11 protein-coding genes are annotated in these 13,002 nt (G+C 55.2%); 2 read left to right on the top strand and 9 right to left on the bottom strand.

What is annotated here, in order from left to right:
• Positions 1-5: 5 nt before the first annotated feature.
• The 8 genes from QMG44_RS03245 to mntR form a co-directional block, all read right to left on the bottom strand.
• Complete coding sequence (locus tag QMG44_RS03245; protein ID WP_020884903.1) at positions 6-1,328, bottom strand: PTS sugar transporter subunit IIC; 1,323 nt, start codon at positions 1,326-1,328, stop codon at positions 6-8.
• Positions 1,329-1,379: 51 nt separating this feature from the next.
• Positions 1,380-2,756, bottom strand: coding sequence for a glycoside hydrolase family 1 protein (locus QMG44_RS03240; RefSeq protein WP_086532761.1), 1,377 nt, complete (start codon positions 2,754-2,756; stop codon positions 1,380-1,382).
• A gap of 147 nt (positions 2,757-2,903) precedes the next feature.
• A complete protein-coding gene (locus QMG44_RS03235) occupies positions 2,904-3,944 on the bottom strand; it encodes an aldo/keto reductase (protein WP_014169266.1) in 1,041 nt (346 codons plus the stop codon).
• Between the two features lie 106 nt (positions 3,945-4,050).
• Positions 4,051-5,571: an efflux transporter outer membrane subunit gene (locus tag QMG44_RS03230; protein ID WP_086532762.1), complete on the bottom strand. Its 1,521-nt coding sequence runs from the start codon at positions 5,569-5,571 to the stop codon at positions 4,051-4,053.
• Positions 5,571-7,142: a DHA2 family efflux MFS transporter permease subunit gene (locus QMG44_RS03225; RefSeq protein ID WP_047357135.1), complete on the bottom strand. Its 1,572-nt coding sequence runs from the start codon at positions 7,140-7,142 to the stop codon at positions 5,571-5,573. Before QMG44_RS03225 ends, QMG44_RS03230 begins: the two co-directional genes overlap by 1 nt.
• Entirely contained in the window at positions 7,139-8,233 is a 1,095-nt protein-coding gene (locus QMG44_RS03220; RefSeq protein WP_020884906.1) for an HlyD family secretion protein, read from the bottom strand. Before QMG44_RS03220 ends, QMG44_RS03225 begins: the two co-directional genes overlap by 4 nt.
• A gap of 101 nt (positions 8,234-8,334) precedes the next feature.
• The gene (locus QMG44_RS03215) at positions 8,335-9,444 is read right to left on the bottom strand and encodes an anion transporter (RefSeq protein WP_040016987.1); all 1,110 of its coding nucleotides are present in this window, start codon (positions 9,442-9,444) and stop codon (positions 8,335-8,337) included.
• Positions 9,441-9,914: a manganese-binding transcriptional regulator MntR gene (gene mntR, locus QMG44_RS03210; RefSeq protein WP_014169260.1), complete on the bottom strand. Its 474-nt coding sequence runs from the start codon at positions 9,912-9,914 to the stop codon at positions 9,441-9,443. Before mntR ends, QMG44_RS03215 begins: the two co-directional genes overlap by 4 nt.
• 183 nt (positions 9,915-10,097) lie before the next feature.
• On the opposite strand from mntR, the gene mntS reads away from it, so the two are divergent.
• Both mntS and QMG44_RS03200 read left to right on the top strand, forming a co-directional pair.
• Complete coding sequence (mntS, locus tag QMG44_RS03205) at positions 10,098-10,229, top strand: manganase accumulation protein MntS (protein WP_020884908.1); 132 nt, start codon at positions 10,098-10,100, stop codon at positions 10,227-10,229.
• A gap of 283 nt (positions 10,230-10,512) precedes the next feature.
• Positions 10,513-12,096 (top strand): phosphoethanolamine transferase, encoded by a 1,584-nt coding sequence (locus tag QMG44_RS03200; RefSeq protein WP_032677733.1) that lies wholly within the window; start codon positions 10,513-10,515, stop codon positions 12,094-12,096.
• A gap of 96 nt (positions 12,097-12,192) precedes the next feature.
• On the opposite strand, the gene ompX is transcribed toward QMG44_RS03200, so the two are convergent.
• Positions 12,193-12,711, bottom strand: a complete 519-nt coding sequence (ompX, locus tag QMG44_RS03195; protein ID WP_020884910.1) for an outer membrane protein OmpX — start codon at positions 12,709-12,711, stop codon at positions 12,193-12,195.
• Positions 12,712-13,002: the final 291 nt, after the last annotated feature.

Raw genomic sequence — 13,002 nt, 5'->3', positions numbered from 1 at the left:
TTCTGTTAGTTTTCTGTCCCGCTGTTTTTTAATGCCACTCTCTCGGCAATTTTGAGGAAAGGCAGGTAGAAGAATACACCAAATACAATGATTGCCAACTGCACGACCACGGCGCGCCAGTCCCCTGCCGTTGCCAGCCAGGCGCTCAGAATGGGCGGAGTTGTCCACGGGATCATAACCACACAGCGCGACATTAACCCCAGGGTAGTACAGAACCACGCAAACCAGATACCTATGGCAGGTAGCAGCACAAAGGGGATCATCAGCGGCAGGTTGAACACAATCGGCAGGCCAAAAATGACCGGCTCGTTGATGTTAAACAGACCCGGCGCCAGCGACAAACGGGCCACCTGTTTCGCCGATTTTTGCCGTGAGAAGACGAAAATGGCAATCAACAGTGAAATCGTGCTGCCGGTGCCCCCCACCATACCAAAGGTCGGTACAAAGATATTGTTGATGATATGTGGGACAGGCTGACCGTTGGCAAAGGCCAGCATATTCTCGTTGGTGTTGATCAGCAGAAACGGCTCCAGCACCACGCTGTTAACCACTGACTGATGGATCCCAAGCGTGAACAGGAAGTTACCAAAGCTATAGATAAAAATCGTGCCCGGCAGGCTGGTGTTGATCAGGCGCAGCGGCTGCTGAATAAAAGTGGTGATCAGGTGGATGAGATCCGTGTGCAACACGTTCGCCAGAAGCGCGGCCAGTATAGCAAACAGGGAAAGCGTCAGGATCGTCGGGATCAGCGCGGTAAACGATTTGCTGACCGCCGGCGGTACATTTTCACCTAAAGAAATGTGCAGCGCTTTCAGACGAGAAATGGCGATAAACAGTTCCGTTGAGAGCAGACCAATCAGCACCCCGGCAAAAATGCCGGTTGAGCCAATATTGGAGAACGTCAGCACCTGCGTGACGTTCACCGTGGCGTCGCTGCCGACGGGCGTGAGCTGTAAGCGCATCGGCATCATAATGATAAAACTGCTGATGGCGATAACCACTGCCGAGACCGGGTTGTCGAAGTCTTTGTTGCGTGCCAGCGACCAGGCAATCATCGGTGCCAGCAACAGCGCGGCGATATTCAGCGTACCGTTAATAATCGCCTCGCCCCACACCTTAAAATGCACCAGCGTGTCGCCTTCAAAAATCCATGGAAATACCACGTTATTCACCAGCACCGCCAGACCGGCAAGGATGAAAATGGGCATGACCGTGGCGAAGGCATCGCGCAGGGAACGCAGGTGCACCTGGTTTGCCAGGCGCGCCGAGAACTCAACAAATCTGTCGACAAAAGACTGCATATGCGGTGTTATTTTTGTTTCAGACATAGCGGATATTTCCCTTCAATCAGTCACAAAAACGGCCCGGCAGCGTACGGCTTACATCTCGCGTCCGTTGGTATGGATAACCTGTTTCAACCATGCGTAGCTCTTCTTCGGTACGCGCTTTAAGTCTTTCAGGTCGTGGTTTTCACGGTTCACATAGACCACGCCGTAACGCTTACGCATGTCTCCCTGTGAACTCAGAATGTCGATTAAGCCCCAGCCGAGGTAACCGATCACCTCTGCGCCATCCTCAAACATGGCTTGTTTCATCGCCTCGATATGCGCCCGGTGGTAGTCAATACGGTAGGTATCTTCAATCGGATTCACACCGTCCCAGGACTCGATCACCCCAATACCGTTTTCAATCGGGAATACTGGCATACGCCAGTCGTTGTAATAGCGGGTGATGATGGTGCGAAAGCCCAGCGGATCAATCTGCCAGTTCCATTCGGTCGCTTTCAGGTACGGGTTATTTTTATCACCGTGCAGAAGGTAATCGTTGACCGGCGTTCCTTCGGGGATCGCATCACTGTCGAGCGTTTTACTGGCATAGTAGCTGAAGGCCATATAGTCGTTTTTGGTACGCGCCAGCAGCGCAAGATCCTCAGCGCGGTAGATATCCGCAAAACCTTGCTGTTCAACGACCGCCATCACCGCCGGGCTGTAACCCTGGCCGGCAAAGACGCGCAGCAGGTTCTGGTTGAGGAATTCGTCATACTGCTGGGCGCAGAAGATATCACGCGGTTTACAGGTCGCCGGATAGACCAGCTGGTGCGCCAGCATACCGCCCATCAGCTGGCCCGGACGGGTCTGGTGCAGGTATTCGGTCAGGGTCATATGCGCGACCATGGTGTGGTGCTGCAGTTCATACAGCTCGCGCAGGGTTTTCTCGCCTTTCATATAGCCCGAGATCCGGAAGGCTTCCGGCATGTGGAAGATGTTCTGCTCGTTAAACGTCAGCCAGTACTTCACCCGGTCGCCGTAACAGTCGATCATCTTTTTGCCGTAGCGGATAAACGCGTCCATCACACGGCGATCGTTAAAACCGTTGTACTCCTGCGCCAGCGCCAGCGGCATATCGAAGTGGTAGAGGCAGATCATCGGCTCAATGCCGCGGGCAATTAAATCGTTAATAAAGCGGTCATAAAAGGCGATACCTTCGTCGTTGAAGTCACCGTCGCCCTGTGGACATACACGGCTCCAGGCGATCTGAAAGCGGTAGCAGTTCATGCCAAGATCCTGCATCAGGTCGAAATCTTCCCGATAGCGGTGGTAGGAATCGGTCGCGACTTTCCAGTCAGAAACGTTCTCCCCGGCTTCGAGAATGTCATATACCGACATTCCCTTTCCTCCCTCATTCCAGGCCCCTTCCGTCTGCATACTGGATACGGAATTGCCCCATAAAAAATTGGCTGGCAGAAATTGATTCATGATCGCTCCCTATATGACTAGTCATTTGAAATTTCATGACTAGTCATATAGGCGAAGACGAAAAATCAATCAAAGAGGAGGATCGTTTTTTGTGAGCAAGGCGGGAAAAAAACCCGGTCAGCGAAGCGAGACCGGGGGGAAGGACGGTTATTGTTGTGCGAGCTGATGACGGCGATATTCACCCTGCCGCTCCAGCATCCAGCCCGGGTACTCGCGCGGCAGCGCGCTGACGGCATCAAGCTGTTTAAGCTCGTCTTCGCTTAAACGGATCCCGGTGGCGGCAATGTTGTCGTCCAGCTGGTCGACACGTTTGGCACCAATAATGACGCTGGTTACGGCCTTCTGATGCAGCAACCACGCCAGCGCAATTTGCGCCACAGAGACACCCTTGCGCTCGGCCAGAGTGCGCATCACATCCACGCAATCGAAAGCACGCTCTTTATTCACCGGCGGGAAGTCAAATTCCAGGCGGCGACCGCCGGATTCACTCTGCCCGTCACGGCCATATTTTCCGCTAAGCAGACCGCCTGCCAGTGGGCTCCAGACCATCAACCCGACGCCTTCACTCTGCATCATCGGTATCAGTTCACGCTCAAGATCGCGCCCGGCGATGGTATAATACGCCTGCAGCGAAGCAAAACGCGCCAGTCCAAGGCGTTCGGAAATGCCCAGCGCTTTGGCAATCTGCCACGCCGCCCAGTTAGAGACGCCGATATAACGCACGTGCCCATGCTGCACCAGGTTATCCAGCGCGTAGAGCATCTCTTCGACCGGGGTTGCCGGGTCAAAACCGTGGAGCTGATACAGATCGATATGATCGAGCTGCAGACGGCGCAGGCTCTCTTTGACGCTACTGATGATGTGATAGCGCGAACTGCCGCGGGAGTTCACCCCGGCCGTGCCCGTTTCGCCAAACACTTTGGTGGCAACCACCACGTTTTCGCGCGGAATTTTCAGGTTCTTCAGCGCCTGGCCGGTGATCTCCTCCGAGCGCCCTTCCGAATACACATCCGCGGTATCGATGAAATTAATTCCGGCATCCAGTGCACGGCCCACCAGCTGCTCGGCTTCACTTTGCTGCAGCTGACCAATCTTGCCCCACATGCCGCCTTCTCCGCCGAAGGTCATGGTGCCAAGGCACAGTTCAGACACAAACAGACCGGTATTGCCCAGTTTTTGATAACGCATAAGATAATCCTCGCATGTCGTTCGATGGGTACCCGATAGTTATACCCGCCCCATAGCCATCGCGAATGTGGTGTTCCTGTCCGTTTCTTGCCCAATCCTCTGAATCTTATCCGCGCGGAGCCTCACCAAAGACCTTGTAATCCGGTAATTGCACCTGCTGATACGGCTCCCAGCCGCCGCCCAGCGCTTTGTAGAGCGCCACCAGATCGAGAGCGCTTTGTACCTGCGCCTGCGCGCGTTGCTGCTGCGCCTGCGCCAGCTGCCGCTGGGCATCCAGCACGTCAATAAAGCTGGCGATCCCCTGCCGGTAGCTGTCGCTTGCCAAATCGAACGCGTTTTGCAACGCATCGATGGTTTTGGCAAGGCCGGCTTCACGCTGCTGATCGGTGCGGTAACTCACCAGCGCATTCTCCACGTCCCCGAGCGCGGTGAGCACTGTCTGGCGGTAGTCGAGCACTGCCGCGCCCTGCTGCGCACGCGCCACCTTCACGCTCGAGACCAGTCTTCCGCCCTGGAAAATCGGTATCGAGACCTGCGGGCCGAAGCTGTAGAAGTGGCTGCTCCAGTCCGTCAGCCAGTTGGTTTCGCTGTTTCGCAGACCAAACTGCCCGGAGAGGGTAAAGCTCGGGAACAGCTGCGCCACGGAAACGCCAATTTGCGCCGTGGCGGCGTGGAGGTTGGCTTCCGCCTCGCGTACGTCAGGACGACGACGGGCCAGCGTAGAGGGGATACCCGTTTGTACGATATCCGGCAGGGTGGGCATCGGCTGTGCCGACTGCAGCTCCGCATCCAGCGCCCCCGGCGGCTTGCCGAGTAAAATCGCGAGGCCATTCATTGCCTGCCGTGCCTGGGCCTGATACTGAGGAAGCTGCGCTTCGAGGTTCCCCAACTGGGCACGCGCATTTTCAACGTCCATCTGCGGTGACAGCCCGCCCCGCTGGCGGCTTTCGGTGAGTTCCAGGGTTTGTTGCGCGCTCTTAATCTGGGTGTTCAGCGTGGCAATGATGCTCTGCGCACCCCGCAGCTGCAGCCATGCGCGCGCCACTTCCGCCTCCAGCGACACCAGCGCGTCGTTACGCTGCTCTATCGCCGCTTTCTGCTGCGCTTCGGCAGCCTCTACCTGTCGGCGCACCTTGCCCCACAGGTCGATTTCCCACTGCGCATCGAAGCTCCCCTGGTAAAGATTGATCGGCTGCGTCAGCGGTCCTAGCGCGCCCCTGAGTTCAGGATCCACGTTATCAAGCTGGTCGTAAACGCCGTGGGATTTCAGCTCTCCCTCCAGCCCAAGCTGCTGGCGCGTGGCCTGCAGATTACCGTTTACGGAAGGGTAAAACGCCCCACCCGCCTGGTTAATCTGTTCGCGCGCCCCGGCAATACGCAACACCGTCTGCTGCAGGGATAAATTTCCCGCGATCGCGCGCTCTATCAGGCTGTCCAGCTGCGGTGAACCGAAGGTTTTCCACCAGCGTGGGTTGGTTGCCATCGAGGCCGTTTTTGACTTCACGCCGCTGTCACCCGGATCGTTCCAGTGTGTCGGGGTCTGCGACGCCGGCGGCTGGTAATCCGGCCCCACGGCGCAGCCTGCCAGCAGCATGATCATCAGGGGGGTTAAACGTCTGTGTATCATCAATGTGCTCCTGCACTCCCCTCGCTCTTAACCGGCGAGAGCAACAAACAAAACGGAATCAGTAACATGGCTACCACGCTCAGAATGGTGAACACGTCGATATACGCCAGGAAGCGCGACTGCTCGATCATGGTCTGGTACATGCGCCCGGTGGCGATACCGGTAGGGTCCCCGACCTGAGTGGTGAAGTTCTGGATCGCCTGTGCGCTTTCGCGTATCGCCAGCTGGAACTGTTCATTAAACGGTGACGCGTGATAGGCCAGATGCGCGCTGTGCGCCTGGGAACGTTCGGTAATGGCCGCCGTAGAAAGCGAGATGCCAATTGAGCCCGCCACGTTGCGGAACATGGTGAACAGCGCCGCCGCATCGGCGTTCAGCCGCCTCGGTATCGAAATAAAAGCAATGGTGGTGAGAGGAACAAACAGGAACCCAAGCCCTATCGACTGGGCGCTGCGGAACAACACCAGCGTTTCGAAATCGATATCCGGGGTCAGCGTACGTGACCAGAAGAACGACACCGCCAGGCAGGTAAAACCGAAAGCGATAATCCAGCGCGTCTGCACCACCGGCATCAGCTTCAGCACCAGCGGGATAGTCAATACGATCAACACGGCGCCCGGCGAAAGCACCAGCCCCGACCAGGTGGCGGTGTAGCCCAGATCCTGCTGTGCAAGCTGCGGAATCACCACCGAACTGCCGTACAGAATCATCGCCATGCCCGCCATCAGCAGGCTGGAGATGGCGAAGTTGCGATCTTTCATGCAGTGCAGATCTACCACCGGTTTTTTGGCATACATCAGCCAGTAAATCGCTCCAATAATGCCGATGAGCGTCAGCACGGCGAAGGTGCGAATAAAGTTCGAATAAAACCAGTCCTCATCTTCTCCCCGGTCGAGCATCACCTGCAGGCAGCCCAGCCCCAGCGCGATCAGGCCGATCCCCGTCCAGTCGATAGACAGCTTCTCTTTCGATTTGCTTTCCCATGGCGGGTCTTCCAGCAGCTGGTAGATCGCCAGCACCGTTACAATCCCCACCGGAATGTTGATGAAGAAAACCCAGCGCCAGGAGTAGTTATCGGTGATCCAGCCGCCCAGCGTCGGGCCAAGTACCGGCGCAACGATGATGGCGATTGACGACAGACCAAACGCTTTACCCCGGTCCTCGGGTTTAAAGTAGTCGAGCAGCACCGACTGCTGCGTGGGCTGCAGCCCCCCGCCGAAAAAGCCCTGCATTACGCGAAAGAGAATGATTTGCCATAGCTCGGTGGCGATCCCGCACAGGAACGAACAGACGGTGAACATCACGATGCAGATGAGGAAGAACTGCTTGCGGCCAAAAACCCGGCTCAGGAAAGCCGATATCGGCAGCACTATGCCGTTTGCCACCAGGTAGCTGGTCAATACCCAGGTGGATTCGTCGTAGCTGGACGAGAGCGACCCGGCCACATGCGGGAGTGCCACGTTAACGATAGTGGTGTCGAGGATTTCCATAAACACCGCCAGCGTGACCACAATCGCCACCGCCCACGGATTACTGGCAGGTCGCCAGTTGTCGTGGCTGTGATCCGTCATTCCACTGTCACCTTCGGTGCAACCGACAGTCCAAGCGGCAGCGGTTTGTTGGGATCCAGCCCTTTATCAATCACGATCTTCACCGGCACGCGCTGAACGATTTTGACAAAGTTACCGGTAGCGTTTTCCGACGGGAAGGCGGAGAAGCGCGAGCCGCTGCCCTGTTGAATACTGTCGACATGGCCTTCGAGCGCCATATCCGGCCAGGCATCTACGGACACCTCGACCTTATCGCCCGGCTTCATGCGTTCGAGTTGCGACTCTTTAAAGTTCGCCACCACCCACACATTCGGAGAGACCAGTGAAAACAGCGCGGTACCCGCCTGCACCAGGGTGCCGGGCTGGACGTTGCGTTTAGTGACAAAACCGTCAAACGGGGCGCGGACTTCGGTGTAAGAGAGGTTCAGCGTCGCGGTTTCCAGCTGCGCTTTGGCCTGATCGACCTGGCGCTGACGCGCTTCCACATTGGTCTCCTGCTGGCGGATCTGCAGCTGTACCTGCTCCGCCACTTCAAGCTGCGCCTGCGCACTTGCCAGGCCCGCCTGGGCACTGCGCAGCTGGGCATTGGCGGTATCAATACTTTGCTGGGTGGTCGCTCGCGGGTCAACGCCTCGCTGGCGGCGATACTCCGCCTGCGCATTGGCCAGATCGGCCTGCGCTTTAATCACCTGCGCTTTAGCTTCATCACGCTGAGCGGGATACTGGACTTTTGACAGCGCCAGCTGCGCCTGAGCCTGATGCAGCTGGGCGATCGCCAGCCCAAGCTGGGCCTGCGCCTGATCGCGCTGGGCGGTGGTATCACGCGGATCGATAACCACCAGCAGGTCACCCTTTTTCACCCGCTGGTTATCGCGCACGCGCAGCTCGGTGACATAGCCTGCCGTTTTCGGGGCAATCGTCACCACATCACCGTCGGTAAAGGCGTCGTCAGTGGTCTCTTCGTTACGGGTTAAAAACCACCAGACCAGCGCCACGATAACCATCACCACCACGACAATGCCAAGGATGATTAACGGTTTTTTGCCCGGGCGCTTACGCTGTTTAGTGTTGTTTTCCTGCTCGTCAGCAGGCAGGTTTTGATCTTCAGCCATAGGTCAGCAACAGTCCTGTCAGTGAGCGGCATCACACTATGCCGTTCACTAAAGCTAGGACGTTGCTATACGTTTGCCAGGAAAAACTGACAAATTGCGCACTATATGAGAAGGAAAATTCCGAAACCGATCGCCGCGGCCCAAATCAGCATCGGGATCGACCAGACATGGAAACGCCACCAGATACGACGATCGTTAGCCATACGCAGGGCAATCAGGTTAGCAAGCGAACCGGGCAGCAGCCCAAACCCGCCGATATTCACCGCCCACGCCAGCAGCGTGTCAGGGGGAACGTAGTTGAGGAGTAAAATGGTGGAAGGCACGTTGCTGATGAACTGTGACAGACCAATCGCCGTGAGCCACAATCCCGGCTGCGACAGGCCACTGACGCTGTGCAAAACGTGTTGCAGTACCGGAAGCTGGATAAGCAGATGCACATCAATAAACATCACCATAAAGACCAGCAGTAACGTCCAGTCCACGCTGACCAGCACGCGCCGCGCCAGGAATAAAAAACCGGCGGCGACGAGCAGTACGCCCGCCAGTTCATACTTCAGTTCCAGCGCGAACAGGAAAACGATGTACAGCGCCAGACAACTCCACACCAGACGCGGCTGCCACTGCGGGCCCGTGGTACCGCTGTGGTACTGCAGTTTTTTAACCGGGAACGCGAACCAGCAGACCGCCAGCAGCGACACCATCATCACCAGCGCCAGCGGAGCCATCTGCCAGGTAAAAGCGGCAAACGACAGCCCGGAGCGTCCCCACAGGAGAATATTTTGTGGGTTGCCAATAGGGGTCAGAAGCGAACCGGCGTTAACGGCCAGCGCCTCGAAGATGATCAGCCGGCTAACCGGGATCTCGCAGAGCTTACGCAACGTGAGCGTGAGTGGCACGATGATAAACAGCGCCACGTCGTTGGTCAGAAACGTCGACAGCACCGCAGCAGAGAACACCATAAACAGCGCCAGACGGCGTTCAGTGGCAAAGCGGCGCACCATTTTACGTCCCAGGACGTCAAAATAGCCGCTCAACTCTACCCCTTTGGTAAGCATCATCAGGCCACTGAGGGTAATGATGGTGCGCCAGTCAATCACCGCAGGCCAGGTGTGTGGCGCAAACGGCACAAAGATGCTCAGTACTGCGCCAATGATGAATAAGAGATGGAAGAAACGATCGCGTGCCAGGGCCTGCAGTCCGGGGATGTTCATTCAGCGGAGGGACCATATTTAAGGGTAAATTCGCGAAACTTAACCAGCGTCTCTTCGCTGACGTGGTGTTCCATTCCTTCCGCGTCCCGGCGGGCAATTTCCGGGCTTACGCCCAGCACCAGTAAGAAGTTTTCGACGAGCTGGTGGCGCTCGCGACTCTCCTGGGCGAGTTTCTCCCCTTCCGGCGTCAGAAAGACGCCGCGCCAGGGGATCATTTCAATCAGGCCCACGGAGGCCAGACGTTTTAACATTTTTGCCACTGTCGGTTGGGAAACGCCCAGCCGTGCAGCCATATCCACCTGGCGCGCCTCCCCGACCTCGCGAATCAAATCGGAAATCAGTTCAACATAGTCATCAATCAGCTCACGACGGTGCGCTTCACGTACCTGGCGAAAACCTTCGACATGTTCTTCAACATTCACCAGTTGCGTCGTTTTTCTGATTGTTGGCTTACCTGCGCGACGGTTCATTGTACTTCCTCAGTGGGGTGACGCTTCCAGCGCCCGGTATCGAGAGCGCACATTGTAAACCATCCCTCTACAAGCACAAAAAATTAACGAAATAGCCATAGCTATACAATATAGCCTGTGCTATATCTGTATGTAATGCAGTCACCCTTCACGGATCGAAGGGATCAAAAATCAGGAGGTCTCATGAACGAATTCAAGAGGTGTATGAACGTGTTTACCCACTCCCCCTTTAAAGTACGCCTGATGCTGTTGAACATGCTGTGCGATATGTTTAACAACAAACCCCCGCATCAGGACGACAAACCTTCCCACTAAGCGGCGTTGCGGTACGCCGCTTCATTTTTCCGTCACAAACCCTCTGTACACTGGCTTTTAGCCGCCCTATTCCCGATCTTTTTTACGGATTTGTAATCCCCTTCGCAAAACATCTGCTTAGCAACTGTTGCTATTATTTAGCGCTCGCACTATCTTCTTGCAGCCCTGCACAATTTGCGGCTCGCTGAAGCGGACCCTCATTCCCTCTCCACGCACTGTCAGGCAGGTTATGACCCTTGACGCCAGGGTGAGCACATGGCGTTTTTATCCATGATAGTGACCTATGAATTTAACCCTGATAGACACCGTTGTTACCCGTAGCCGGGCCTTAAGCCCGTGGACGGGATTTTACTTTTTGCAGTCATTACTGATTAACTTTGCGCTTGGCTATCCCTTTAGCCTGCTCTATGCCGTGGCCTTTACCTGCATATTGCATGTGCTGTGGCGAACGGCTCCGCGCGCGCAAAAAACGTTAGTCGGAATCTGTTCCCTGGTCGCTGCACTCTATTTCCCGTTTGGTCAGGCTTACGGCTCGCCGAACTTTAATACCCTGCTGGCGCTGCACTCGACCAATATGGAAGAGTCGACAGAGATCCTGACGATCTTCCCCTGGTACAGCTACGTGGTCGGCCTCTTTATCTTTGCCCTTGGCGTGATAGCCGTTCGCCGTAAAGCGGAAGAGAAAAAAACGTGGGGAAAAATTGAGCACCTGTGCCTGGCGTTCAGCGTGGTGGCATTCTTTGTCGCACCAGTACAAAACCTGGCCTGGGGTGGGGTGTTCAAGCTGAAGGATACCGGCTATCCGGTGTTCCGATTTGTGAAAGACGTCGTCGTTAACAATAAAGAGGTGCTCGACGAACAGGCACGTATGGCTGAGCTTTCAAATATGAAAGACACCTGGAACGTGCTGGCCGTGAAGCCCAAATATCACACCTATGTGGTGGTGATTGGTGAAAGTGCACGTCGCGACGCCATGGGAGCCTTTGGCGGACACTGGGACAACACGCCGTTCGCCAGTTCGGTCAAAGGCACCCTGTTTACCGATTATGTTGCGGCCAGCGGCTCAACGCAGAAATCTCTCGGCCTGACGCTGAACCGGGTGGTCGATGATAAACCCCAGTTTCAGGATAACTTTGTTACCCTGGCGAACCGCGCAGGTTTCCAGACCTGGTGGTTCTCCAATCAGGGGCAAATTGGCGAATACGATACGGCCATTGCCAGTATCGCCAGACGCGCCGACGAAGTGCAGTTCCTGAAGAACGGTGATTTTGAAGCGGACAAGAATACGAAAGATGAAGCGTTGCTGAAAATGACGGCGCAGGTCTTTGCCTCTCCGCGTACCCAGCCGCAGCTGATTGTTCTGCACCTGATGGGGTCTCACCCACAGGCCTGCGATCGGACCGGCGGTAAATACGCAGAGTTTGTGCAGTCCAAGGAGACCTCATGCTATCTCTACACCATGACGCAAACCGACGACCTGCTGAGCAAACTGTACGATCAGTTACGCAATACGGGTGACAGTTTCTCGATGGTCTACTTCTCGGATCACGGGCTGGCGTTTAAAGAGCGCGGTAAAGAGGTGCAGTATCTGGCGCACGACGATAAGTTCCAGCAGAACTTCCAGGTACCGTTTATGGTTGTGTCGAGTGATGATAAAACGCATCGCATTATTAAAGCGCGGCGTTCGGCCAATGATTTCCTGACCTTCTTCTCGCAGTGGACGGGGATTTCGGCACAGCAGATAAAAAATGCGTACCCGTTTGTCTCTAACAAGAAGGCTCCCCCAGTTTACGTTACCAACTTCAAGTTACAGAAAGTTGACTATAACCATCTAGGAACCGATATCTTCGATATTAAGAGTAAATAATCCGGGCAATCTGCTACCCTCTCCTGCAAGGCGAGGGATTAACGTAAAAAAAAATCCGCCACATTGGGCGGATTTTTTACTGGCTCACCGAAGTGATTAGAAGCGGTAACCTACGCCCGCGATCCAGGTGCCAACGTCAACGTTGCGGATACGGCTCTGCTCATAAGAGAAGTCCAGAGCGACGTCCTGGATTGGGTTGAACTGCAGACCCGCGCCATAGGAGAAGCCGTAGTCGCTGTTGCTTGCAGTGCGGTTCAGACCCTGGTTTTCGGTCTGCTGGAATTTACCGTAGCCAACACCTACAACACCGTAGATGCTTGCCCAGTCGTTCAGACGGTAAGCTGGACCAGCGGTGATGCCGTAGTACTGGCCTTTGTTGTATGCGCCGTTTTCAGAACGATCTTTCTCGGTGTAGGTGAAAGAACCGATCACGCCCAGTGGGTTGTTATCCTGCTCGTAACGATACTTCAGGTTGAAACCGTTAGCTTTGTTCATCACGCCCTGCATATCGCTCTGAGCGTAACCACCGGTTACAGTAGAAGTAGCAGCTACAGCGGTACCTGCGGAAACAGCCAGTACAGCGGCCAGTGCTGAAAGACATGCAATTTTTTTCATAACCACCTCAAATGTGCTTCAAGTAAGTCCGTAAGTTTTAAATATATCAAAAAAATTTGCGAAACTCTTTGTGATTCGTGATGTCTAACTGAACCTTTCCTGTAACAGAACGTTTCCAGCGTCAGCTATCTCATTCAAATCACATACAATTTTCGCTATAAAACGCTCATACTGCGCGCCTGCGCCGTTACATTCATCCAGATTATTCCTAATCTGACAGGCGATAAATCCACCAGCGCTTAACCATTTTACGGAATTTACACGTTTTTTTTTCAACGGTCTCTCAACCGT

Source organism: Enterobacter sp. 200527-13, assembly GCF_027924865.1.
Taxonomy (GTDB): domain Bacteria; phylum Pseudomonadota; class Gammaproteobacteria; order Enterobacterales; family Enterobacteriaceae; genus Enterobacter; species Enterobacter ludwigii.
This window is presented reverse-complemented; position numbering and strand designations above follow the sequence as displayed.